A 25,624-nucleotide genomic window follows, 5' to 3' on the forward strand; every position below is an offset into this window, starting at 1 on the left:
GATAAAAAATGATTCGAATTGGTCATGGTTTCGACGTACATAAATTCGGTGGTGAAGGTCCGGTAATCATTGGTGGCGTAGCGATCCCTTACGAACAAGGTTTGATTGCACACTCTGATGGTGATGTAGCGCTGCATGCGTTAACGGATGCCCTGCTTGGCGCTATTGCTGCAGGCGATATTGGTCGTCACTTCCCTGATACGGACGAAAAATGGAAAGGTGCAGACAGTCGTGAACTACTGAAAGACGTTTATCGCCGAGTCAAAGAGCAAGGCTACCGTCTTGGTAATGCCGATGTCACTATCATGGCACAAGCGCCGAAGATGGCGCCGCACATTGACGCAATGTGTGCTGCTATTGCCGAAGACCTTGAAACCGACATTGGCAACATTAACGTAAAAGCAACGACGACAGAACGTCTTGGTTTTACTGGACGCAAAGAAGGCATTGCAACGGAAGCAGTTGTACTTCTGTTTAAGCAATAATTAGCAATTTGCTCCTCTAAGCTGTGATATCAGCGGAAATACATCATGTCAGACATTTTATCTTCATTGGCTTACCTAACAGGTAAGCCAGTTGCATCTGCAAAAATCAAAGCGCAGCCAGAGCACTTTCAGGTTCGCGAAGATTTAGGTTTTGCCTTTACGGGTGAAGGCGAGCATTTAATGGTTCGTATCCGTAAAACAGGTGAGAACACCAGTTTCGTTGCTAACGAACTAGCAAAAGCCTGTGGTGTTAAGTCGAAAGACGTTAGCTGGGCGGGTCTTAAAGACCGTCATGCTGTGACTGAACAGTGGCTAAGTGTGCATTTACCAAAAGGTGAAACGCCAGATTTTTCAGCATTTTTGGCGCAATACCCGAGCATCGAGATCCTAGCAATTGATCGTCACAATAAAAAACTGCGCCCTGGTGACTTAGTAGGGAACGAGTTCGTGGTTACTTTGTCTGAAGTGACAGATATAGCGGATGTTGAACAACGTCTTGAAAAAGTGAAACAAGTGGGTGTGCCAAACTACTTTGGTAGTCAGCGTTTTGGTAACGATGGCAACAACCTTGAAGAAGCACGTCGATGGGGACGCGAGAACGTTCGTACCCGCAATCAAAACAAACGCAGCATGTATCTGTCAGCGGCTCGTTCGTGGATCTTCAACCGCATTGTTTCAGCTCGCCTAGAGAATGGTGTATTTGACAAGTTCATCGACGGTGATGTTGCGCAGACAGCTTCTGGCACTCAGTTAGTTGATGCAAGCAACATCGCCGAGTTACAAGCACAATTTGCTCAAGGCGAAGTGGCGATCACCGCGGCAATGGCGGGCGATAACGCACTACCAACTCAAGCGGATGCGCTAACCTTAGAACAACCGTTCTTAGATGAAGAACCAGATTTGATGGCACTGATTCGCGGTAACCGTATGCGTCACGACCGCCGCGATATCGCACTCAAGCCACAAGACCTAGCTTGGACGGTCGATGGTAATAACATCACGATGACATTCTCGCTGGATGCGGGTTCATTTGCGACCTCAATCGTGCGTGAGCTGGTCATCGAAGAAAAGGTAGAAAGAGAATATTAATGGAAATGGATTCACACAACGCGAAGCCATTAAGAATACTGCTCAGCAATGATGATGGTGTTCATGCTCAAGGAATTCATGCGCTTGCTGATGAGCTGAGAAGCATTGCCGAAGTAACGATTGTCGCACCAGACAGAAACCGCTCTGGTGCATCTAACTCATTGACGCTGGAGCAACCGCTGCGTGTCACCGAGATTGCGCCAAAGACATTCTCTGTGCAAGGTACGCCAACAGACTGTGTACACTTTGCGCTGAATGAGTTGATGAAAGATGATTTGCCAGACCTTGTGCTGTCAGGCATCAATCATGGCGCAAATCTAGGTGATGACGTTTTGTACTCCGGCACGGTGGCTGCTGCTATGGAAGGACACTTCCTTGGCGTGCAGGCGATTGCTTTCTCTCTAGTCGGTAAACAACATTTTGAATCTGCTGCTAAAATTGCTCGCCAGTTGGTTGAGCAGCATCTGATTCGCCCAATTCCAACCAACCGTCTATTGAATGTAAACGTCCCTGATCTTCCGTTTGAAGAACTTGGTGAGATAGAAGTGACTCGCTTGGGTGCGCGTCATCACGCTGAGAATATGATTAAGCAGAAAGATCCACGCGGACATGATATTTATTGGCTTGGTCCTCCGGGTAAAGAGCAAGATGCTGGCATCGGTACGGACTTTTACGCCATTGAACATGGTTTTGTTTCAATCACGCCGCTGCAAGTCGATCTCACCGCTCATGAGTCGCTGCGCGCAATGGACAGTTGGTTAAAGGAAGAGAGTTAATGAGTAACCCACATGCTGACAGGTTGATAGCGTTTCTTATCTCCAGTGGCATCAGTGATCAACGTGTGTTGGATGCGATTTATCGACTACCGCGTGAGAGCTTTGTCTCACAAGCAATGATGCACCAAGCGTACGACAACAATGCGCTGCCGATTGGTCAGGGACAAACTATTTCTCAGCCCTATATCGTTGCAAAAATGACAGAGCTGCTTGATCTAAAATCGGACAGTAATGTTTTAGAAATCGGCACGGGCTCGGGTTACCAAACTGCAGTGCTTGCGCAAATTGTCGATCATGTCTATTCCGTTGAACGCATTAAGTCTTTGCAATGGGATGCTAAGCGTCGTCTGAAACAACTGGATATTTATAACGTCTCTACCAAACATGGAGATGGTTGGCTTGGATGGGAAGCGAAAGGTCCATTCGATGCGATTATTGTCACTGCGGCAGCGGAAAGTGTTCCCCAAGCACTTCTATCCCAGCTGAAAGAGGGCGGTAAGATGATCATTCCTGTTGGTGAAGATGAACAACAACTATTAAAAATTGAACGTCAGGGTGAACAATATCTGTCGACCGTGGTAGAAATGGTAAGATTTGTGCCATTAGTTGCAGGTGATTTAGCTTAAGGGTTAAAGACTAGGTGAAGAAGTTATTACGTCGTTTTGGTATTAGCTGTTTATTGGCTGCGGGACTGGTTGGTTGCGCGGCTCATTCACCTGCACCTGTTTCAAGCCTAAATAAAGATTACTCGACGGTTGAGCGTGGTAGTTATAGAGGGAGTTATTACGAAGTAAAGAAAGGTGACACCCTTTATTTTATTGCCTACGTCACAGATAAGGATGTAAATGATCTTGTTCGTTACAATGAATTGTCTGCGCCTTACACGATTTTCCCGGGGCAGAAGTTAAAACTTTGGGCTCCGAAATATGTTGCGCCTAAATATGGTCATAAAGTGGAACCCGTTGTTGCTCCTGTAGTTGCGGCGAAACCTGTTCCAGTGACTAAAACATCAACAGCGTCAAAGCCGTCAAATTCAAGTAAAAGCTCTACTCAAAAACCTAAACCGACTAAGACTCAAGTTGCACAAAAACAGCCTCCAAAGAAGGTTGAACAATCCAAACCAAAGGAGTATGTTGGGTCAAAAGGTAATCAGAATGTTAAACCGAAACCGCCAGTAACTACCGCGAAAAACGATAAAGTATCGAAGTGGTTATGGCCAACAAAAGGGAGAGTAATCAAGAACTTCTCAGCGGGAGAACAAGGAAATAAAGGCATAGACATCGCAGGACAGCGTGGTCAGCCAATCGTTTCAACCGCAGCCGGCACAGTCGTGTACTCAGGTAATGCGCTACGAGGTTATGGCAACCTAATTATAGTGAAGCATAACGACAATTATTTAAGCGCATACGCACACAATGACAGATTGCTGGTCTCAGAAGGACAAAGTGTTAAGAGCGGACAAAAAATAGCGACCATGGGTAGTTCTGGTTCTAAATCCGTCAAACTTCACTTTGAAATTCGCTATCAAGGTAAATCAGTGAATCCAAAGCGCTATTTACCGTAGAACTTTGAATAACAACTTGCGACATCATTTAGCGACATATTGAGTTGTCATGTCTTGCTAACTCGCCAGGGGGAGGCGTTATGAGTATCAGCAACACAGTAACCAAAGTTGAAGAGTTCGAATATGATAATGCACAATCGGAAGGCATTTCTAACGGACTTGAAAAACCATCTAACGGAACCAAAACAGCAGCACGCGAAGAGTTTGATGCGAGCAGCAAGAGCCTAGACGCGACTCAGCTTTACCTAGGTGAAATTGGTTTCTCACCTCTACTTACTGCAGAAGAAGAAGTACTTTATGCACGACGTGCACTGCGTGGCGATGAAGCCGCTCGCAAACGCATGATCGAAAGTAACTTGCGTCTTGTAGTGAAGATCTCTCGCCGATACAGCAATCGTGGTCTTGCGCTTCTTGATCTTATTGAAGAAGGTAACCTAGGTTTGATCCGTGCGGTCGAGAAGTTTGATCCAGAACGAGGCTTCCGTTTCTCAACTTACGCGACGTGGTGGATTCGCCAAACGATCGAACGTGCGTTGATGAACCAAACTCGTACAATCCGTCTGCCAATTCATGTGGTTAAAGAGCTGAACATTTATCTGCGTACAGCGCGTGAACTTTCTCAGAAGCTCGACCATGAACCAACAGCAGAAGAGATTGCTGCACAGTTAGATATCCCAGTAGAAGACGTAAGCAAAATGCTTCGCCTTAACGAGCGTATTAGCTCTGTCGATACACCAATCGGTGGTGACGGCGAGAAAGCGTTACTGGATATTATTCCTGATGCAAACAACTCGGATCCTGAAGTTTCCACTCAAGACGATGACATCAAATCTTCATTGATCCATTGGCTAGAAGAGCTGAATCCAAAACAGAAAGAAGTGCTGGCACGTCGTTTTGGTCTGCTTGGTTATGAGCCATCAACGCTTGAAGAAGTGGGACGTGAAATTGGTTTAACACGCGAACGTGTTCGCCAGATCCAAGTGGAAGGCTTACGTCGACTACGCGAGATCTTGATTAAACAAGGTCTGAACATGGAAAACTTGTTCAACGTAGAAGACGACTAAACGTAGGCAGCGATAGAGGCTAGATCAGAATAAACAAAAGGCTATGGGTGACCATAGCCTTTTTGCGTTTTACTGTACCAGTTAGCCCAAGAACTAGAGCATCTTCTTCAAGCGGTATAGCTCTTCCAGTGCCTGACGCGGCGTTAAATCATCAGGATCGATATTCGACAATGCTTGTTCAACATCACTAGGTTCAGGGATCAGGCTGAGTTGGTTTGCCACATCAACGGTACTCGGACGAGGTGAGTCATTACCTTGACCTAATTGTTCAAGCTGCGACAGTTTGTGACGTGCATTCTTGATGACTGGTTTTGGAACGCCCGCTAAACCAGCAACCGCTAGACCATAAGACTTGCTTGCCGCGCCTTCTTGAACGGCATGCATAAAGGCAATGCTGTCACCGTGTTCTACCGCATCAAGGTGAACGTTAGCGAGATTTGGCAGCAAGTTTGGCAGCTCAGTCAGTTCGAAGTAGTGCGTTGCGAACAGAGTCATTGCCCCAATCTGAGTTGCAAGCCATTCTGCACTTGCCCATGCCAAAGACAGACCATCGTAAGTACTGGTACCGCGACCAATTTCATCCATCAGCACCAAGCTGTTCTTAGTGGCGTTGTGAAGAATGTTGGCGGTTTCAGTCATTTCTACCATGAAGGTTGAACGGCCAGATGCCAAATCATCAGATGCACCGATACGAGTAAAGATGCGGTCTAGAGAGCCAATATGAGCTGATTCTGCAGGAACGTATGAACCAATGTGAGCCATCAAAGCAATCAATGCAGTCTGGCGCATGTAGGTTGATTTACCACCCATGTTTGGACCGGTGATGATCAACATCTTACGATCTGAGCTCAGTTCAATTGGGTTAGCTATAAATGGTTCGCTTGTTACTTGCTCCACGACAGGATGACGACCTGCTTGAATGCTAATGCCCGCTTCTTTGTCCAATGTTGGGCGACAGTAATCAAGTGAATCTGCACGCTCGGCTAGGTTTTGTAGTACGTCCAACTGAGAGATCGCCGAAGCAAGGTTTTGCATCTTCTCAAGGTTTGGCATCAACAAATCAAATAGCTCTTCCCACAGTTTTTTCTCAACTGCTAGCGCTTTTGATTTTGAATTCAGAACTTTATCTTCGTGCTCTTTCAACTCTGGAATGATATAGCGTTCTGCATTTTTCAGTGTTTGGCGACGTACATAGTGTGGTGGAACCAAGTGGCTTTGACCACGGCTAACCTGAATGAAGAAACCGTGTACAGCGTTGTAGCCAACTTTTAGGGTGTCGATACCATGACGTTCTCGCTCGTCTGCTTCGAGTTTTTCAAGATACTCGGTTGCGCCGTCTGCAAGCTTTCGCCATTCATCAAGTTCCGCATTGTAGCCTTCTGCAATCACGCCTCCCTCGCGAATAACCACTGGCGGGTTTTCTTTGATTGCGCGCTCAAGTAAGTCGCATACCTCATCCATTGGCGCAGCAAATTGAGCCAACTTTTTAAGGTATGGGTGAGCTAGAGAAGAAGTGACTGCTTCCAACTCTGGCAACTGTTGCATCGCATGGCGTAGACGAGCCATATCGCGCGGACGTGCTGAGCGCAGCGCCAAACGGGCTAGGATACGCTCGATGTCACCAATTTGTTTGAAGATTGGTTGAATGTCGGTGAACAAGCTCTGATCTTTGATCTCACCAATTGCATCAAGACGGTTGTTAAGAGTATCGACACAGCGCATTGGTTGATGTAACCAACGCTTCAGCATACGGCTGCCCATTGGGGTCGCACAGTGATCGAGTACTTCGGCTAGCGTGTTATCGGTCCCACCAGATAGGTTTTGCGTCAACTCTAAGTTGCGACGTGTTGCCGCATCAAGAATGACTGAGTGATCTTGGCGATCAAACGTCAATGAACGAATGTGTGGTAGGGCAGTACGCTGAGTATCTTTTACGTATTGGATCAAACAACCCGCAGCACACAGACCCAGTGAAGCGTGCTCAACCCCAAAGCCTACCAAGTCGCGCGTACCAAATTGTTGGTTCAACTGCTGCTTAGCGGTATCTAGCTCAAATTCCCAGACAGGACGACGACGGTTACCGTTACGGTTCGACATCAGATGTACGGGTTCAAAATCTTCAGGGAAGAGTAATTCACGAGGTGCAGTACGTTGCAGTTCAGCAGCCATTGCTTCTTCGGTTTCAGGCTCAACTAATTGGAAGCGACCCGAAGTCACATCCAATGTCGCGTAACCGAACTTACCATTGTGATGGTAAATAGACGCAATCAGGTTGTCGATACGCTCTGACAGCAGTGCTTCGTCGGTTACGGTACCTGGTGTAACAATGCGTACTACTTTACGTTCAACTGGACCTTTACTTGTTGCAGGATCGCCAATCTGTTCACAGATCGCGACAGACTCACCAAGCTGAACAAGTTTGGCTAGATAACCTTCAACGGCGTGGAATGGAACGCCAGCCATCGGGATAGGTTCACCTGCCGATGCACCACGTTTAGTCAACGAAATATCAAGCAATTGAGATGCGCGTTTAGCATCGTCGTAGAAGAGTTCGTAGAAGTCGCCCATGCGGTAAAACAGCAAGATTTCTGGGTTCTCAGCCTTTAGCTTGAGATATTGCTGCATCATCGGAGTGTGTTTTTGTTCAGCTTTCACAGGTAAGTACTTTTGTTTATTTCCGTAGCGGCTTAGGATACGTGAATCCCTATCAAGTAAAAAGAGACAAAGGGCATTTTTGGCTATGGAACGAGCAACAAAATTGAGTGCCGATTTAGGTGCATTATTGGCTAAGCATGGACATGTTTTAACGACGGCAGAATCATGCACGGGTGGCGGTGTTGCAACTGCTATTACTGATATTGCTGGCAGTTCTGCGTGGCTTGACCGGGCGTTTGTCACTTACAGTAATGAAGCCAAAATGGAGATGCTTGGTGTACAAGCTTCAACGTTGGAAGCTCATGGTGCGGTGAGCGAACCCGTTGTGATTGAAATGGTACAAGGTGCCATTCGTAATTCGAATGCTACTATCGGCGTGTCCATCAGTGGTATTGCTGGACCAGGAGGAGGCAGTGAAGAGAAACCTGTCGGTACGGTCTGTTTTGCCTTCGCTGATAACCAAAACTGGCAGCAAGTGGATACCATGCATTTCACTGGTGACCGTGCTCAAGTTCGCAAAAAAGCGGTCGAACACGCACTGACTCAATTGTATCAACATCTGATTTAGAATTTGTGAAATTGCCTTAGCCCAGATTTGATAAGGGCTAGAGCAAATCATGGCTTTAGGTTAGTCAAATTTTTTTCATACAGGTATGGACACTGTATGAATCAACAGTATAATGACTTTCATTGCTGAGCAGTTCTTCTGCTTAAGAAAAATGAATTACTATTCGTCGCCCAAAACAAGATGAATAAATCGGAGAAAGTAATGGACGAGAACAAACAGAAAGCGCTCGCCGCTGCGCTAGGTCAAATTGAAAAGCAATTCGGTAAAGGCTCTATCATGCGCCTTGGTGATAACCGCGCAATGGACGTAGAAACCATCTCAACGGGTTCTCTTTCTCTTGATATCGCTTTGGGTGCTGGTGGTCTACCAATGGGTCGTATCGTAGAAATCTACGGTCCAGAATCTTCAGGTAAAACAACGCTAACTCTTGAGCTTATTGCTGCTGCGCAACGTGAAGGCAAAACTTGTGCGTTTATCGATGCAGAGCACGCGCTAGACCCTGTATACGCGAAGAAACTTGGCGTTGATATCGACGCACTATTGGTTTCTCAGCCTGATACGGGTGAGCAAGCGCTAGAGATCTGTGACGCACTTGCACGTTCTGGTGCTATCGACGTTATGGTTGTCGACTCAGTTGCAGCACTAACACCAAAAGCAGAAATTGAAGGCGAAATGGGCGACAGCCACATGGGTCTTCAAGCACGTATGCTTTCTCAAGCAATGCGTAAGCTAACGGGTAACCTAAAACAGTCTAACTGTATGTGTATCTTCATCAACCAAATCCGTATGAAGATTGGTGTGATGTTCGGTAACCCAGAAACAACGACTGGTGGTAACGCACTTAAGTTCTACGCTTCTGTTCGTCTAGATATCCGTCGTACTGGCGCAATCAAAGAAGGTGACGAAGTAGTAGGTAACGAAACGCGCATCAAAGTTGTTAAGAACAAGATTGCTGCACCGTTTAAAGAAGCAAACACGCAAATCATGTACGGCCAAGGTTTCAACCGCGAAGGCGAACTGATTGACCTAGGCGTGAAGCACAAGCTAGTTGAAAAAGCAGGTGCATGGTACAGCTACCAAGGCGACAAGATTGGTCAAGGTAAAGCAAACGCTTGTAACTACCTACGCGAAAACCCAGAAATCGGTAAGACTATCGATACTAAACTGCGTGAAATGCTACTTTCACCAGCACTACCTGAAGCACCAGAATCAGGTGAAAAATCAGAGCAAGAAGAAGAGTTTTAATCTTCTTACTAAGTCATATTGAACAAGGCCCTGCTATGCGGGGCTTTGTTGTATCTGCTGAAATAAAAATCGAAAAAACAAAGGCTGGGCTTATATCAATTAGGGTAGGCAAGCGTTCAGAACTAGCGTGTTAGTAGGTTAGAGTGAGCGGTTATTTACTACGATTGAGATAAATCCTGTACAGCAAAAATAGTTTTAGGATCACCATGTACCAAAAGCGTCAAGCGCCGACTCTATCTAGCAAAGAAGCGGCTATTCAATTATTGAGCCGTCGAGACCATGGGCAATACGAGTTATACAAAAAGCTGGCTCTAAAAGGCTATGAAGAGGCAGACATAGAATCGGCAATCAATTTTTGTCTCGACCACAACTATTTGGATGACCTGCGCTATGCCAAAAGCCAAGTGCGTCAACATGTTTACAAAGGGCATGGCGAGCGCCGAATTCGTCAAGAATTGAACCAAAAACGTGTAGCAGAATCCATCATCGATATGGCAATGGCAGAAGAGCCACAAGACTGGTTTGAACTGGCAAGAATGGCTGCAGAGAAGAAATTCAAAGGAATAAAAGCCAAAGACCAGAAAGAGTACGCTAAACAAGTGCGATTTCTGCAATATCGTGGCTACAGTTTTGACCAAATTAGCTATGCGCTGAGCTTTGAGGACGAAGATTAACGGTCAGTCGTTCGCACTGTTTTTTGTTTTGCTTCAAATTTTTTCTTCTAATGCCTCTTTTCCGCAAGAAAACTAGTCGTAGCTGATTGCATGATCTACAATACGGCAAAATTCTAACTCGACTATTTTCAGGAAGAGCTGCATGTACATGAGCACTGATGAGGTTCGTAACGCGTTCCTCAAGTTCTTTGAGAGCAAAGGACACCAAATCGTAGAAAGTTCATCGTTAGTTCCACATAACGACCCAACCCTGCTGTTCACAAACGCGGGTATGAACCAATTTAAAGATTGTTTCTTAGGCTTAGAAAAACGAGCCTACACTCGAGCGACTACGGCTCAACGTTGTGTACGTGCTGGTGGTAAACACAACGACCTGGAAAACGTTGGCTTTACAGCTCGTCACCACACTTTCTTTGAAATGCTAGGTAACTTCAGCTTTGGTGACTACTTCAAGGAAGACGCAATTTCTTTCGCATGGGAATTCCTAACAGAAACCCTTAAGCTGCCAGCAGACCGTCTACTTGTAACAGTTTACGAGACAGACGACGAAGCATTCGATATCTGGAACAAAAAAGTAGGCGTTCCAGCAGACCGCATTATTCGCATCGGCGACAAGAAAGGTGGTAAACCATACGAGTCAGATAACTTCTGGCAAATGGGTGACACGGGTCCTTGTGGTCCATGTACTGAAATCTTCTACGATCACGGTGAGCACATCTGGGGTGGCCGTCCTGGCACACCTGAAGAAGATGGTGACCGTTTCATCGAGATCTGGAACAACGTATTTATGCAGTTCAACCGTCACGCAGACGGCACTATGGAACCGCTACCAAAACCATCGGTAGATACTGGTATGGGTATCGAGCGTATCTCTGCAATCATGCAAGGCGTTCACTCAAACTACGAAATCGATGTATTCCAAGCTCTTATCAAAGCTGCTGCTGAAGTGATTGGTTACGAAGATCTATCAAACCAATCGCTACGCGTTATCGCTGACCACATCCGTTCATGTTCATTCCTGATCGTTGATGGCGTTATGCCTTCAAACGAAGGTCGTGGTTACGTTCTACGTCGTATCATCCGTCGTGCAGTTCGTCACGGTAACAAGCTAGGCGCACAAGGTGCATTCTTCCACAAACTGGTTGGTGTACTAGCGGAAATCATGGGTACGGCTGGTGAAGAGCTGAAGCGTCAACAAGCTGTGGTTGAAAAAGTACTGCGTATCGAAGAAGAAAACTTCGGTCGTACACTTGAGCGCGGTATGGCGATTCTAAACGAAGCACTAGATAACCTAGACGGTAAAGTACTAGACGGCGAAACCGTATTTAAACTTTACGATACTTACGGCTTCCCAGCTGACTTAACTAACGACGTTGCACGTGAGCGTGAGTTCGCTATCGACGAAGAAGGTTTCGAGAAAGCGATGGAAGAGCAGCGTCAACGTGCGCGTGAAGCTGGTAACTTCGGTACTGACTACAACGCAGCAATCAAAGTTGATACGCAAACAGAATTCTGTGGTTACACAGGTACTAAAGGCTCTAGCTCTGTAGCGGCGATGTTCGTTGAAGGCAACGAAGTAGAATCTCTATCTGCAGGCGACAAAGCAATCATCGTGCTTGGTGAGACACCATTCTACGCAGAGTCAGGTGGTCAATGTGGTGACGCTGGTGAAATCCGCACTGAAGCTGGTGTATTCCGTGTTGAAGATACTCAAAAGCTAGGTAACGCAATCGCACACCACGGTGTAATGGCAGAAGGCGTTCTAGCGAAAGGCGACGAAGTAGCAACTATCGTTGACGCAGAGCGTCGCGCAGCTATCTCTCTAAACCACTCAGCAACGCACTTACTACACGCAGCTCTTCGCCAAGTTCTTGGTGAGCACGTAACGCAGAAAGGCTCTCTAGTGAAAGCTGACAGCCTACGTTTCGACTTCTCACACCTAGAAGCCGTAACTGCAGCAGAGCTGAAAGAAGTAGAGCGTCTAGTCAACGCGCAAATTCGTCGCAACCACACGATTGAAACCAACGTGATGGACATTGAGTCTGCGAAGAAGAAAGGCGCAATGGCACTATTCGGCGAGAAGTACGACGACGAAGTACGCGTACTGTCTATGGGCGACTTCTCTACTGAACTTTGTGGTGGTATCCACGCTTCAAACACAGGTGATATCGGTCTATTCAAGATCACATCTGAAGGTGGTATCGCAGCAGGTATCCGTCGTATCGAAGCGGTAACGGGTGAAGGTGCACTAGATGCAATCGAAGCTCAAGCGGCTAAGTACGAAGAGAAACTGGCTGAATCAGCACAGAAAGCAAAATCTCTAGAGAAAGAAATCCAGAAACTGAAAGACAAGATGGCTGCGGCAGAAAGCGCAAACATCATGGGCAAAGTTCAGGACATCAACGGTACTAAAGTACTGATTGCTGCTCTAGAAGGCGCAGATAACAAGAACCTACGTACTATGGTTGATGACATCAAAAACCAAGTCGGTAGCGGCGTTATCCTTCTTGCAAACGTGAACGATGACAAGATCGGTCTGATTGCAGGTGTAACCAAAGACCTTATCGGCAAAGTTAAAGCGGGTGACTTAGTTAAGATGGTTGCTGAGCAAGTTGGCGGTAAAGGCGGTGGTCGTCCTGACATGGCGCAAGCGGGTGGTACTGATGTTGCAGCGCTACCTGCGGCGATTCAGTCTGTGCAGCCTTGGCTAGAAGAACGCCTATAAGCTTTTAAAAAATGATTTACGCTCAATCAAGCTTCTTTGATTGGGCGTAATTTTTTTATGGTAACCAAGTGGTTTAATTGACCGTATTTTAACCAGGTCATTTACGCTGCTTGGTTTTTGTTGTAACTACCGCTTATATAATTTATCTCAATGGAGTATGAGTGGTCCTAATGAGACTTTGGTCTTGGGAAGGTGAAGACTGGTGAAAAAGCCCCTTATCGTGCAAAAGTTTGGTGGAACCTCTGTGGGTTCAATTGAAAGAATCCACCAGGTAGCTGAACACATCATTAAGGCGAAGAATGATGGTAATCAAGTTGTCGTTGTTGTGTCTGCAATGTCAGGCGAAACAAACCGACTAATGGAACTGGCTAAGCAAGTAGATAGCGTTCCAACTGCTCGAGAACTTGATGTTTTGCTCTCTGCTGGTGAGCAAGTGTCGATGGCACTGCTAGCAATGACTCTGAATAAATTGGGTTACGCTGCACGCTCACTTACCGGAGCACAAGCGAACATTGTGACGGACAATCAACACAATGACGCGACGATTAAACACATTGATACTTCTACGATTCTGGATTTACTTGAACAAGACCAAATCGTGATCGTAGCAGGATTCCAAGGTGTGAATGAAAATGGGGATATCACCACATTAGGTCGAGGTGGCTCAGATACGAGCGCAGTGACACTGGCTGGCGCGTTAAGCGCTGATGAGTGTCAAATCTTTACCGACGTTGATGGTATTTATACTTGTGACCCACGTGTAGTAAAAAACGCTCAAAAGATGGCAGTTATTGATTTTCCTTCGATGGAAGCGATGGCTAGCCGCGGAGCAAAGGTCTTACATCTTCCTTCTGTGCAGTATGCTTGGAAGAACAATGTACCGCTACGCGTGCTTTCGACATTTGATTTGAACGAAGGCAGTTTAGTAAAAGGGGAAGCAGGCTCAAAAGCCGTCTCTGGTATAGCCATTCAACGTGACCTTGCCATTATTGAAGTCGACAACGAACATTTGTCTAGCATTACAAAGCAATGTCAGATGTTGGGTATCGACATTTGGAATGTGATCGAGGAAACAGAACGAACAGGTATCATGATAAAACAAGATGCATGTGCCAAGTTGGATCTGGTGTTCAGCGATAAAATCCGTAATAGTGAAGCTGTAAGCCTGTTGACCGCTGTGGGGCTAGAAGCCAATGGAATGGTTGACCATGCCTGTGAATTGTTGGCACAGCAAGATATTGCAATCAATTTCTGTTCAACGAATGCACTCACTATGATGCTAGTCTTACCACCTATGTGTGTGGATGCAGCAGCAAACATTCTTCATGATGCTTACGTTACATCTAGTGAAGCATTGAACATTCAGCAAAAACATGCCTTTTTGGGCTAATTTTCAGTGACAAGGTAGTTTACGAAAATATAACTTTTGTTGGATAATAGCTTTGTAGCAAGAAAATTTAGAGATTACTCAAGGAGCAAAGAATGCTAATTTTGACTCGCCGCGTAGGCGAAACACTTATGATTGGTGATGAAGTGACTGTAACTGTACTAGGTGTTAAAGGTAACCAAGTACGTATCGGCGTTAACGCTCCGAAAGAGGTTTCTGTTCACCGTGAAGAAATCTACATGCGCATTCAAGCTGAAAAAGGCAATGGTAACGTTGCTTCTGGTAACTACTAAGCTGCTCCTGTTTACAGAGCTTAGTTTGAATGAAAAAGGCTAGCCGAAGGGCTAGCCTTTTTAGTTTCTGATTAATGTCATTTTTTAAGAGAAGACTCTCTTTTTTTCATCATAATAGGGTGGTAAAGTTTGTTTAATAGTCACTTTGATTAAATCCGCATCGGTTAAGCGATTTTTGCGTTTTTTTTCAAAGAAAGTGTTTGACATATTTTCGGTAAAACGTAATATGTGCCTCCGCAAGACGGTGAGGTGGCCGAGAGGCTGAAGGCGCTCCCCTGCTAAGGGAGTATACGGTTTATCCCGTATCGAGGGTTCGAATCCCTCCTTCACCGCCATTCTTGCAACGTTGAGAAATCAACAAAAAGTGCGTCCTTAGCTCAGCTGGATAGAGTACCTGGCTACGAACCAGGCGGTCGGAGGTTCGAATCCTCCAGGACGCGCCATATCTCTTTTGAGATATAACAATGAAAACGGTGAGGTGGCCGAGAGGCTGAAGGCGCTCCCCTGCTAAGGGAGTATACGGTTTATCCCGTATCGAGGGTTCGAATCCCTCCTTCACCGCCATTCATTGACTGGCCCGACGGCCTTTTTTTTGTTTCGTAAGAAATGAATGTGATTTACTTCACAACTTCTTAGCAAGAAGATCTGCGCGTCCTTAGCTCAGCTGGATAGAGTACCTGGCTACGAACCAGGCGGTCGGAGGTTCGAATCCTCCAGGACGCGCCACTATTTAATAATTCGTTTGATAAACGGGTTATACAAAGTAAAATAAAGATTACTGCGCGTCCTTAGCTCAGCTGGATAGAGTACCTGGCTACGAACCAGGCGGTCGGAGGTTCGAATCCTCCAGGACGCGCCACTCTTTAGGGTTTCCTTGTGAACTCCTGATATTGGGAATGCTGATATCGAAAACTGCGCGTCCTTAGCTCAGCTGGATAGAGTACCTGGCTACGAACCAGGCGGTCGGAGGTTCGAATCCTCCAGGACGCGCCACTCTTTAGGGTTTCCTTGTGAACTCCTGATATTGGGAATACTGATATCGAAACCCGTGCGTCCTTAGCTCAGCTGGATAGAGTACCTGGCTACGAACCAGGCGGTCGGAGGTTCGAATCCTCCAGGACGCGCCACTCTTTAAAAAAGCCTCGCTTATGCGAGGCTTTTTTGTATCTGCTGCTTGGCTAAGATATTGTGTCTCTCTTGCGTATTTATCACCGCTTCTTCGCGCTTGATTCTGCTTCAAGCGCCTGATCCTGAGCTATTTTCGCTAATACGCTTGTTTCGCTTAAATAGTCATCTTAAAGCTCCACCTTGCGCTTTCTCGAGCCTGATTGATTTACGATGGTAGAGAACCCCATCCAAACATCGATAATAAAACTAATGTTTTATTATTGTTAATGTCGTGTGTTTGATGTGTTAATTTATTCTATCCTTTTGTTTTTATTTCACTTTATTCTTAAAGCCTCTTTTCATTTTGAAATCCCAATCGCAGTTTTTGCAAGTACTTTAATTTAGTGTGGTTATATGTTGAGCGATCCCACTAGGGAAGTGAATTTTAGTGCAATTTGTGATCTGAGTAGTGAATAAATAATCAATGTTAGAGATTATTTAAAAGCTTCCTTAAACAAAATTGACAAAATTTAACCAATCGAGATAATCCATTGGTCGGGATTTGACGCTATTAAAGTCCTGCGCATTGTCAGGATGACAAAGAAAGGAAGCAACATGACGAATATAGGAAGCCTGCTAGTAGATGCGGCCACCCTGATGCTAACAGGGATGGCGGTCGTATTTATTTTCCTCACCATTCTAGTTTATCTCGTTCGGCTAATGTCTAAATTGGTGCCAGAAGAAGTACCAGCGCCGATCGCAGCACCGAAAACAAATACCAACGTTCAATCAACCTCTTCAGCTGTTAGTCCACAAGTAGTGGCGGCGATCTCGGCTGCGATTCATAAACATCGCGCCTCAGTCGCGAAGTAGCCGAAAGATAGGATTAAAAAGGAGTTTAAGAGCATGTCTAAACCACTAGCTATCACTGATGTGGTCCTTCGTGACGCCCATCAATCCCTGTTTGCTACGCGTATGCGTATCGAAGATATGCTGCCTATCGCAGCTGAGTTAGATAAGGTTGGTTACTGGTCGTTAGAGACCTGGGGTGGCGCAACATTTGATGCGTGTATCCGTTTCTTGGGTGAAGACCCATGGGAGCGCCTACGCGAATTGAAAAAAGCAATGCCAAATACACCAATGCAAATGCTACTGCGTGGTCAAAACCTTTTAGGATACCGCCATTATGCCGATGACGTAGTAGAGAAGTTTGTTGAGCGTGCGCACGTGAATGGTATGGATGTATTCCGTATCTTTGATGCAATGAATGACGTACGTAACTTCCAAAAAGCGGTGAAAGCCACTGTTGATGTTGGTGCACATGCGCAAGGAACATTGTCTTATACCACGAGCCCAGTGCATAACGCAGACACATGGGTTGACCTTGCTAAACGTCTTGAAGACTTAGGTTGTCACTCTCTTTGTATTAAAGATATGTCTGGTCTGCTTAAACCTTATGAAGCGGAAGAGCTGATCACACGCATCAAAGCATCTTGTGATGTGCCACTAGCGCTTCACTGTCATGCAACGACCGGTCTATCTACTGCTACTGCCGTGAAAGCTGTAGAAGCGGGTATCGATATTCTTGATACTGCGATTTCTTCGATGAGTTGTACATACGGTCATACGCCTACTGAGACCGTGGTTGCGATGCTGCAAGGCACTGAGCGAGATACTAATCTGAAACTAGACCAAATCGAGCCTATCGCGGCTTACTTCCGTGAAGTACGTAAAAAATACGCGAAGTGGGAAGGTCAGCTAAAAGGTGTGGATTCACGCATTCTAATCGCCCAAGTTCCAGGGGGCATGCTGACCAACATGGAAGGTCAGTTAAAAGAGCAAGGCGCTGCGGACCGAATTGATGAAGTATTGGAAGAGATCCCACGTGTACGTGAAGATCTTGGCTTTATTCCACTGGTCACGCCGACATCTCAGATTGTTGGTACTCAAGCGGTAATCAACGTTCTGACAGGTGAGCGCTACAAGAGCATCACCAAAGAAACGGCAGGTGTTTTAAAAGGTGAATACGGTGCCGCTCCTGCGCCAGTTAATGCTGAATTACAAGCGAAAGTACTTGATGGTAAAGAGGCAATTACCTGTCGTCCAGCGGACTTGCTTGAAGCGGAAATGGAAACCCTAACTGTTGATTTGATGGAGAAAGCGCAATCTGAAGGCATTAAGCTTGCGAGCGAACGTGTCGATGATGTATTAACTTACGCGTTATTCCCTCAAGTTGGTCTGAAATTCCTGAAAAACCGTGGCAACCCAGATGCGTTTGAGCCAGCACCAACGTTAGAAGCTGCGAAACCTGCCGCTGCACAAGTAACACAGGCTGCTGCTGGTGGTGTTGAAACATACAGCGTGCGAGTTGATGGGCAAGTTTATGAAGTTGAAGTAGGTCCGCAGGGGCAATTAACATCGGTAACGCCAAGTGGGGCAACCGCACCGGTTCAACCTGCAGCGCCAAATGCTCCTGTTAATAGTGCTGCTGAAGCGGTTCCTGCACCTCTTGCTGGTAACATCTTTAAAGTGAATGTTCAGCCCGGTGCTGAAGTAGCGGAAGGTGACGTTCTACTCATCCTAGAAGCTATGAAGATGGAAACTGAAGTTCGTGCTGCGCGCGGTGGGGTGGTTCAAGAACTGAACGTGAAAGAAGGTGATGCCGTTACTGTTGGTTCACCACTGCTGAGTCTGGCGTAAGGGAGTATCATGGACGGATTGATGACCTTATGGTCAGAAACAGGGATCGCTAACTTTGAGTTCGGCCAAATCTGTATGATGCTGGTTGGTTGCACCTTGCTGTTTTTGGCGATCAAAAAAGGCTTTGAACCCTTACTGTTATTACCTATTGGTTTTGGTGCCATTTTAGCGAACATTCCCAATGCTGGCTTTACCGAACCAGGTGGTTTGCTCTACTACGTTTATTACATTGGTATCGAATCGGGCGTGTTCCCGCTGCTGATCTTCATGGGCGTGGGGGCGATGACTGATTTTGGTGCTTTGATTGCAAACCCAAAAACCTTGTGGCTAGGTGCTGCGGCGCAGTTTGGTATTTTCGCGACGCTATTTGGGGCGATTCTGCTTAACTATGTTCCGGGTATGGAGTTCTCCATGGCGGATGCGTCGTCTATCGCGATTATCGGTGGTGCGGATGGCCCAACGGCGATCTTCTTAGCGAGTAAGCTCTCTCCAGACCTGTTAGGTGCGATTGCCGTGGCGGCATACAGCTACATGGCACTGGTGCCGATCATTCAGCCGCCGATCATGAAAGCCCTAACCACGAAGGAAGAACGCCAGATCAAGATGGCCCAGCTGCGTCACGTTGGTAAGTGGGAGAAAGTAATCTTCCCGCTTGCTGTGTTACTGATGACGATTTTGTTCTTACCTTCCGCGACACCGTTGGTTGGTATGTTCTGTCTGGGTAACTTGATGCGTGAAGCTGGCGTGGTGGATCGTTTATCGAAAACCGCTCAGAATGAGCTGATCAATATCGTAACGATCTTCTTAGGTCTTGGTGTGGGCTCTAAGCTGCAAGCTGAGCAGTTCTTGAATCTAGAAACGCTAGGTATCTTGGGACTCGGTGCAATCGCATTCAGTATCGGTACTGGGGCAGGTGTTTTGATGGCGAAGCTTCTCAATAAGTTCTCGAAAGAAGACATCAACCCACTTATCGGTGCTGCAGGCGTTTCTGCAGTACCAATGGCAGCGCGTGTTGTGAACAAGGTCGGTTTGGAAGCAAACCCACAAAATTTCTTGCTGATGCACGCAATGGGACCAAACGTAGCCGGTGTTCTTGGATCGGCGGTTGCCGCTGGTATCTTACTGGCACTGGTGGGGTAGTACACCATCTTGAGTTGTTTGTTGGAAAATTGGTGAAATAGAATTATCTACCAATTTACAAATTGACGATTAACTTCGGTAAACAAAATGGTTTATAGTCAAAGGGATGCTCTTGCATCCCTTTTTGTTTTCTCTCAGGGAATGGGTTATGGAACACAAACAGATCGCTATTACCGAATTCGGCAACGCAGAAGTTCTTGCAATTCAAACCACCTCAACACCAACCCCACAAACAGGGGAAGTCTTAGTTAAAGTGGCATACTCTGGCGTTAACCCTATTGATGTCAAAACGCGAGCGGGGCTTGGTTGGGCTGCGGCACAAAACAAAGACAACTTACCTTGGGTACCCGGTTATGATATTTCGGGGAAAGTCGTTTCATGTGGCGAAGATACCTCTCGTTTTCAAGAGGGGGATGAGGTAGCTGGCTTTATCGGTTTCCCTATTCGAGGAGGCGGTTACAGCCAATACGTTTGTGTTCCTGAATCTGAATTAAGTTACGTTCCCAATTCGGTCGCCTTAGAGGCAGCGGCAGTATTGCCACTTGCAGGTCAAACTGCGGCTCAAGCGCTGAGTAAAGCTAATGTGACTGAAGGTGACCGTGTATTGATACTTGCCGGAGCGGGTGGTGTTGGTCACTTAGCCGTGCAAATTGCAGTTGCGACCAAAGCAGAAGTGTTTACCACCTGTAGTGAACGAAATTTGGACTACCTCGCTACTTTAGGTGCACACGCAGTGAACTATCAATTTGCACCAGTGTCAGAACGTGTTGAAGATGTGGATGTTTTGATTGATCTTGTTGGTGGCGATGCCGCTTTAGACGCACTCAAATGCCTGACAGATAACGCTCGAGTCATTACTGTTCCAACGATTACTGCAGAACTGATTTGTGAAAAAGCCAAGTTACTTGGTTTTGAAGCCAGCGGTATGTTAGTCGAACCTGACCGTGAACAACTTGACACTTTGTTGTACATGGTTGGCGTTGGGCTGTTAAAAACTGAAGTACAATACGTCTATCCGATGACCGATGTTATTGAAGCTCACAAACAAGTCGAATCGGGGCGGACGCGAGGCAAGATCTTGCTTGATATGACATGTTAGAGGCATTTAATGCTGCCTTTGAAAACTTAGCTTTATGGTTTTCTGACTCCGCATTGTGGGTGCTATTCATTACTGGTTTTCTTAGTGCCACTCTATTGCCAGGTGGCTCTGAAGCTGGATTGATTGCCACCTTATCGTTAAACCAATACTCGGTTTCTTCCATCATTATTGTTGCCACCATTGGTAATACCTTGGGCGGTCTCACCAACTATTGGTTGGGTTTGTGGATTCCAAATAGAACTCAGGATGAGAAGCATGGGCATACCGCATTGAAGTGGCTGTCCAAATACGGGTATTGGGGATTGTTTTTTAGTTGGTTGCCAGTGATTGGCGACCCGCTATGTTTAGCGGCAGGATGGTTAAGGATGAAATTTCTGCCGTGTTTGGTTCTTATATTTTTAGGCAAAGCCGCAAGGTATAGCTTGTTGGCCGCCATCTATCTCGGTTTATTTTAAGGAAAGCGCATGAGAATGTTTTGGGTTAGCGCGTGTTCACTATTAGTGATCACGGGCTGTGCATCAAACTCCCCTGTATCATCATTGCCTGATGGAGTTACTTTCGTAGAGTCATCAAAAGCGGAAGAAGGCAAAGTGAAAATTCCATACCAGAAGTATCAGTTGGACAATGGTTTGACGGTCATTCTGGCACCTGAAGCGTCGGATCCACTTGTACACGTTGATGTCACATATCACGTTGGTTCGGCACGTGAAGAAATTGGCAAATCTGGTTTTGCTCACTTCTTCGAGCATATGATGTTCCAAGGTTCTGAGAACGTTGGTGACCAAGAGCACTTTAAGATCATTACAGAAGCTGGCGGTACACTAAACGGCACGACTAACCGTGACCGCACGAACTACTTTGAAACTGTTCCTGCTAATCAGTTAGAAAAAATGTTGTGGCTTGAGTCAGACCGCATGGGCTTTTTGCTCGATGCCGTCTCACAGCATAAGTTTGAAATTCAACGCTCAACAGTTAAAAACGAACGCGCGCAGCGTTATGACAACCGTCCTTATGGTTTGATTTGGGAACGCATGGCAGAGGCGCTGTACCCAGAAGGTCATCCATACTCGTGGCAAACGATCGGCTACGTTGAAGATCTTGACCGCGTTGATGTGAACGATCTGAAAGCCTTCTTCCTACGTTGGTATGGTCCAAACAACGCAGTACTGACCATTGGTGGTGATATCGATGTTGAGCAAACATTAGCGTGGGTGAATAAGTACTTTGGTTCAATCCCTCGCGGACCTGAAGTGGAAAATGCACCTAAGCAGCCTGCAAAGCTAGCAGAAAGTAAATTCATCACCTTAGAAGATCGTATCCAGCAACCAATGGTTATGGTGGCATGGCCGACAACCTACAATGGCGAAGCCACTCAAGCGTCACTTGATACTCTATCAAGCGTGTTAGGTAGTGGTACTAACAGCGTGCTTTACCAAGACCTAGTAAAAACACAAAAAGCAGTCGATGCAGGTTCTTTCCATGACTGTGCTGAGCTTTCTTGTAATTTTTACGTCTACGCGATGGGTGATTCTGGTGATAAAGGCGACCTCACCAAGCTATATGATGAGCTGATGACATCGTTGGGTAAGTTTGCGAAGGACGGGGTGACGAAAGATCGTTTGGAGCAACTTAAAGGTCAATCTGAAGCCGATGCGATTTTCGCTTTAGAAAGTGTGAAAGGTAAAGTGACACAGCTAGCGTCGAATCAAACTTTCTTCGGCAAGCCAGATTTGATTGAGGAACAGCTTGAGCAACTTCGTGCTGTAACGCCTGAGTCGGTAGAAAAAGCATACAGTGATTTTATTCAAGGTAAGAACAAGGTCACCTTGAGTGTTGTGCCAAAAGGTAAAACAGAGCTTGCTGTGAAACCAGCGACATTCGTGACACCAAAACGCACTCTTCCTGAGTATGAAAAAATCTCAGACGATCAATTGGCTTACCGCCGAGCAACTGACAACTTTGACCGTTCTGTTCAACCGCCAGTGGGTGAGCCTGTTGAGGCAACCATGCCGAAGTTGTATGACATCCACTTCAACAATGGTTCTGAGTTGTTGGGTACAGTAAGCAGTGAAACACCAACCGTCACCATGCAGTTTAGTTTACCAGCTGGAACACGTTTCGTTGAAGCTGGTAAGGAAGGTTTGGCTCAACTGACTGCCGCTATGCTGCAAGAAGGAACAACCAAACGTTCGGTAGAAGAGATTCAAGCTGAACTTGATAAGTTAGGTAGTGTTATTTCTGTCGATGCAACAGGTTACACAACAGACATTAGTGTTTCCGCCCTGAAGAAGAACCTAGCGCCAACACTTAAGATTGTCGAAGAGATGTTGTTGTCTCCGGCATTTAAGCAAGAAGACTTTGACCGAGTTAAGACGCAAGCGTTAGAAGGCTTGGTGTATGAGCATCAAAAACCAAGTTGGATGGCGTCGCAAGCTAGCCGTCAAGTATTGTACGGAGATTCTATTTTTGCTCGTCCAAAAGATGGCACCAAAGCGGGGCTCCAAGCTCTGACTCTCGATGACGTGCGTGATTTCTATGCGAAGCACTACACACCTCAAAGTGCGCAAATTATTGCGGTTGGTGATATCAGCAAAGCTGACGTTGAGAAACAATTGTCGTTTTGGGCAAATTGGGAAGATGAAGCGGCACCTTTGTATGCCCCTCAAGCCATTGCTCCGCTAGGTCCACAAAAAGTTCATTTGGTGGATAAGCCAGGAGCTCCGCAAAGTGTGGTCATGATGGTCCGTCAAGGCATGCCTTATGATGCGACGGGAGATTTCTATCTGGGTCAGTTAGCAAATTTCAACTTAGCCGGTAACTTTAACAGTCGTATCAACCAAAACCTTCGTGAAGACAAAGGCTACACTTATGGTGCCTATGGCTATTTCTCTGGAAATGTAGAAACGGGTTCTGTTGTATTTACAGCGCAAGTGCGTGCGGATTCGACCATTGCCTCTATTGTAGAAATGGAGAATGAGTTGAATGAGTTCTCACAATCGGGCATGACTGAAGATGAATTGAAATTTATGCGCCAAGCAGTCGGTCAAAAAGATGCACTGAAATATGAGACGCCTACACAGAAAAGCAAACTCATCAGTGATATTTTGAAATACAACTTAGACAAAGACTACTTACAGCAACGAAACGCTATTGTTGAGACTGTCGACAAACAGACTCTCAACGCTCTAGCACAGAAATGGTTCGACCCGAATGACTACCAGATAGTTGTTGTCGGGGACGCGAAATCCCTTCGCCCTCAACTAGAAAAGTTAGGGAAAGACGTGGAAGAGCTTGAAATCATTCGATAGAGTACACATTTAATAGCGGAGAGGAGACTCTCCGCTATTCGTTTCTAACTAGATAAATGACTTTTTGATGGGTTATTTATCTAGATGGATTATATATCAATAACTTAGCTTTCACTTGCCACGCTTGGCGAGTGTCCTGCTCCCAATATAAGCGAACCTCATTTTGACTGATTTTGCTGCGCGACTAAAACAAGTTGCATCAAACCCAGAAGTATTTAAGCAGTTTGGACGCGGTGTTGAGCGAGAAACTTTGCGCTATCGTCAGGATGGACACCTAGCAACAACACCTCATCCCGAGGGTTTGGGCTCAGCGTTCACAAACAAATGGATTACGACCGACTTTTCAGAATCCCTGCTGGAGTTCATCACTCCTGTATCGCACGAGATCCCTGAATTAATGGGGCAGTTGAAAGATATCCATCACTTCACTCAAACCAAAATGGGTGAAGAGAAAATGTGGCCACTTTCAATGCCATGTTACGTGGGCTCGGAGGATGATATTCAGCTGGCACAATATGGCTCATCGAACTCAGCTAAAATGAAAACGCTTTATCGTGAAGGTCTAAAACGCCGCTACGGTAGCCTGATGCAAATTATCTCGGGCGTGCATTTTAACTTCTCTTTTCCTGAATCATTCTGGGACGCTCTGCATGGCGAACAAGATGAAGAAGCACGCCAAGAAACGAAATCTGCTGCGTACTTTGCGCTGATTCGTAATTACTACCGTTTTGGCTGGATGATTCCGTACTTCTTTGGGGCGTCACCAGCACTTTGTGGTTCATTCATTCAAGGTCGTGAAACTGACCTACCATTTGAGAAAGTTGGCGGCACTCTATACTTGCCTAAAGCGACGTCGCTGCGCCTAAGTGATCTCGGTTACACCAACAGCGCACAAAGCGTACTTAAGATTGGCTTTAACTCTATCGAGCAGTATCTTGATGGTCTAGACGATGCAATTCGTCACCCGTCGGAAGAGTTTGCTCAGATTGGGGTAAAAGTGGATGGTCAATACCGTCAACTTAACTCGAACATTCTGCAAATTGAAAACGAACTGTACGCGCCAATTCGTCCTAAACGTGTAACTAAGAGCGGTGAAAAACCTTCTGAAGCGCTTAAACGTGGCGGTGTAGAGTACATTGAAGTTCGTTCGCTAGATGTGAACCCGTTCAGCGCCGTTGGTGTGAGTGAAGAGCAGGTTCGCTTCCTTGATCTATTCCTTACTTGGGCGGCACTTTCAGATTCTGACCCAATGGACAACTGTGAGCTTGAATGCTGGCGTGACAACTGGAACAAGGTCATTGTGTCTGGTCGTGAGAAAGGTTTGATGCTACAAATCGGTTGCCAAGGTGAGCGCCTGTCTCTACAAGACTGGGCACATCGTGTGTTTGCTGACCTTCGTCAGATTGCGGTTGAAATGGACTCGGTTGCTGGTGGAAATGCGTACCAAGCAGTTTGTGACAAACTTGAGTCTTGGATTGATGAGCCAGAGCTAACCATTTCTGGTCAGTTGCTTGAGCTGACAAAAGAGCATGGTGGTTTAGGTAAAGTGGGTTGTGCGCTTGGCATGAAATTCCGCGAAGAAAACCTAGCACACAACTATGAACAATATTCAGCCGATGCAATGGAAACGGAAGTTGCAACATCGGTAGAGAAACAAAAACAAGCAGAGCAAAGCGATACTCTATCGTTCGATGATTTCCTAGAAGATTACTTTGCTTACTTAAAAAATAACCAGCAGTAAGGGC

20 protein-coding genes and 7 tRNA genes are annotated in these 25,624 nt (G+C 46.1%); 26 read left to right on the top strand and 1 reads right to left on the bottom strand.

Annotation, left to right across the window (positions count from 1 at the left end; genetic code table 11):
- The first annotated feature begins 8 nt into the window (after positions 1 to 8).
- The 6 genes from ispF to rpoS all read left to right on the top strand — a co-directional run bounded on the left by ispF (position 9) and on the right by rpoS (position 4,978).
- Positions 9 to 485 carry a 2-C-methyl-D-erythritol 2,4-cyclodiphosphate synthase gene (gene ispF, locus OH463_RS13020; RefSeq protein ID WP_269991436.1) on the top strand — a complete coding sequence of 159 codons (477 nt, stop codon included), beginning with the start codon at positions 9 to 11 and terminating at the stop codon, positions 483 to 485.
- 45 nt (positions 486 to 530) lie between these two features.
- Positions 531 to 1,574, top strand: coding sequence for a tRNA pseudouridine(13) synthase TruD (gene truD, locus OH463_RS13025; RefSeq protein ID WP_269991438.1), 1,044 nt, complete (start codon positions 531 to 533; stop codon positions 1,572 to 1,574).
- Entirely contained in the window at positions 1,574 to 2,350 is a 777-nt protein-coding gene (surE, locus tag OH463_RS13030; RefSeq protein WP_009698768.1) for a 5'/3'-nucleotidase SurE, read from the top strand. Before truD ends, surE begins: the two co-directional genes overlap by 1 nt.
- On the top strand, positions 2,350 to 2,976 hold the full coding sequence (locus OH463_RS13035) for a protein-L-isoaspartate(D-aspartate) O-methyltransferase (RefSeq protein ID WP_005452113.1): 627 nt from the start codon (positions 2,350 to 2,352) through the stop codon (positions 2,974 to 2,976). Before surE ends, OH463_RS13035 begins: the two co-directional genes overlap by 1 nt.
- 14 nt (positions 2,977 to 2,990) lie before the next feature.
- Positions 2,991 to 3,914 (top strand): peptidoglycan DD-metalloendopeptidase family protein, encoded by a 924-nt coding sequence (locus tag OH463_RS13040; protein ID WP_009698767.1) that lies wholly within the window; start codon positions 2,991 to 2,993, stop codon positions 3,912 to 3,914.
- Between the two features lie 80 nt (positions 3,915 to 3,994).
- Entirely contained in the window at positions 3,995 to 4,978 is a 984-nt protein-coding gene (gene rpoS / locus OH463_RS13045; protein ID WP_005452115.1) for an RNA polymerase sigma factor RpoS, read from the top strand.
- A gap of 93 nt (positions 4,979 to 5,071) precedes the next feature.
- On the opposite strand, the gene mutS is transcribed toward rpoS, so the two are convergent.
- On the bottom strand, positions 5,072 to 7,633 hold the full coding sequence (gene mutS / locus OH463_RS13050; protein ID WP_009698766.1) for a DNA mismatch repair protein MutS: 2,562 nt from the start codon (positions 7,631 to 7,633) through the stop codon (positions 5,072 to 5,074).
- A gap of 85 nt (positions 7,634 to 7,718) precedes the next feature.
- Between mutS and pncC the strand changes: the two genes are divergently transcribed.
- From pncC to gshA, 20 genes are all read left to right on the top strand, one after another.
- The gene (gene pncC, locus OH463_RS13055; protein ID WP_009703950.1) at positions 7,719 to 8,201 is read left to right on the top strand and encodes a nicotinamide-nucleotide amidase; all 483 of its coding nucleotides are present in this window, start codon (positions 7,719 to 7,721) and stop codon (positions 8,199 to 8,201) included.
- A gap of 201 nt (positions 8,202 to 8,402) precedes the next feature.
- Positions 8,403 to 9,446 (top strand): recombinase RecA, encoded by a 1,044-nt coding sequence (gene recA / locus OH463_RS13060; RefSeq protein ID WP_005436413.1) that lies wholly within the window; start codon positions 8,403 to 8,405, stop codon positions 9,444 to 9,446.
- 206 nt (positions 9,447 to 9,652) lie between these two features.
- Positions 9,653 to 10,120 carry a recombination regulator RecX gene (gene recX, locus OH463_RS13065; RefSeq protein WP_269991439.1) on the top strand — a complete coding sequence of 156 codons (468 nt, stop codon included), beginning with the start codon at positions 9,653 to 9,655 and terminating at the stop codon, positions 10,118 to 10,120.
- Positions 10,121 to 10,262: 142 nt separating this feature from the next.
- Positions 10,263 to 12,845, top strand: coding sequence for an alanine--tRNA ligase (gene alaS / locus OH463_RS13070; RefSeq protein ID WP_045490051.1), 2,583 nt, complete (start codon positions 10,263 to 10,265; stop codon positions 12,843 to 12,845).
- 202 nt (positions 12,846 to 13,047) lie between these two features.
- The gene (locus tag OH463_RS13075; protein ID WP_005452123.1) at positions 13,048 to 14,235 is read left to right on the top strand and encodes an aspartate kinase; all 1,188 of its coding nucleotides are present in this window, start codon (positions 13,048 to 13,050) and stop codon (positions 14,233 to 14,235) included.
- A gap of 92 nt (positions 14,236 to 14,327) precedes the next feature.
- On the top strand, positions 14,328 to 14,525 hold the full coding sequence (csrA, locus tag OH463_RS13080; RefSeq protein WP_004415691.1) for a carbon storage regulator CsrA: 198 nt from the start codon (positions 14,328 to 14,330) through the stop codon (positions 14,523 to 14,525).
- A gap of 243 nt (positions 14,526 to 14,768) precedes the next feature.
- A tRNA-Ser gene (locus OH463_RS13085) sits at positions 14,769 to 14,860 on the top strand.
- Positions 14,861 to 14,891: 31 nt separating this feature from the next.
- Positions 14,892 to 14,968 (top strand) — tRNA-Arg (locus OH463_RS13090).
- 29 nt (positions 14,969 to 14,997) lie between these two features.
- A tRNA-Ser gene (locus OH463_RS13095) sits at positions 14,998 to 15,089 on the top strand.
- A gap of 85 nt (positions 15,090 to 15,174) precedes the next feature.
- Positions 15,175 to 15,251 (top strand) — tRNA-Arg (locus tag OH463_RS13100).
- A gap of 56 nt (positions 15,252 to 15,307) precedes the next feature.
- Positions 15,308 to 15,384, top strand: a tRNA-Arg gene (locus OH463_RS13105).
- 57 nt (positions 15,385 to 15,441) lie between these two features.
- Positions 15,442 to 15,518 (top strand) — tRNA-Arg (locus tag OH463_RS13110).
- A 57-nt stretch (positions 15,519 to 15,575) separates the two neighbouring features.
- Positions 15,576 to 15,652, top strand: a tRNA-Arg gene (locus tag OH463_RS13115).
- A gap of 595 nt (positions 15,653 to 16,247) precedes the next feature.
- Complete coding sequence (locus tag OH463_RS13120; protein WP_005448441.1) at positions 16,248 to 16,505, top strand: oxaloacetate decarboxylase subunit gamma; 258 nt, start codon at positions 16,248 to 16,250, stop codon at positions 16,503 to 16,505.
- A 33-nt stretch (positions 16,506 to 16,538) separates the two neighbouring features.
- A complete protein-coding gene (gene oadA / locus OH463_RS13125) occupies positions 16,539 to 18,332 on the top strand; it encodes a sodium-extruding oxaloacetate decarboxylase subunit alpha (RefSeq protein ID WP_005448438.1) in 1,794 nt (597 codons plus the stop codon).
- 9 nt (positions 18,333 to 18,341) lie between these two features.
- Positions 18,342 to 19,472 (top strand): sodium ion-translocating decarboxylase subunit beta, encoded by a 1,131-nt coding sequence (locus OH463_RS13130; RefSeq protein WP_269991440.1) that lies wholly within the window; start codon positions 18,342 to 18,344, stop codon positions 19,470 to 19,472.
- 148 nt (positions 19,473 to 19,620) lie between these two features.
- Positions 19,621 to 20,571, top strand: a complete 951-nt coding sequence (locus OH463_RS13135; RefSeq protein ID WP_009698761.1) for an NADP-dependent oxidoreductase — start codon at positions 19,621 to 19,623, stop codon at positions 20,569 to 20,571.
- Positions 20,565 to 21,026 carry a YqaA family protein gene (locus OH463_RS13140; RefSeq protein ID WP_009698760.1) on the top strand — a complete coding sequence of 154 codons (462 nt, stop codon included), beginning with the start codon at positions 20,565 to 20,567 and terminating at the stop codon, positions 21,024 to 21,026. Before OH463_RS13135 ends, OH463_RS13140 begins: the two co-directional genes overlap by 7 nt.
- 9 nt (positions 21,027 to 21,035) lie before the next feature.
- Positions 21,036 to 23,879: a M16 family metallopeptidase gene (locus tag OH463_RS13145; protein ID WP_061065382.1), complete on the top strand. Its 2,844-nt coding sequence runs from the start codon at positions 21,036 to 21,038 to the stop codon at positions 23,877 to 23,879.
- 163 nt (positions 23,880 to 24,042) lie between these two features.
- Complete coding sequence (gene gshA, locus OH463_RS13150) at positions 24,043 to 25,620, top strand: glutamate--cysteine ligase (RefSeq protein ID WP_269991441.1); 1,578 nt, start codon at positions 24,043 to 24,045, stop codon at positions 25,618 to 25,620.
- Positions 25,621 to 25,624: the final 4 nt, after the last annotated feature.

Source organism: Vibrio sp. NFR, assembly GCF_027587095.1.
Taxonomy (GTDB): Bacteria; Pseudomonadota; Gammaproteobacteria; order Enterobacterales; family Vibrionaceae; genus Vibrio; species Vibrio harveyi.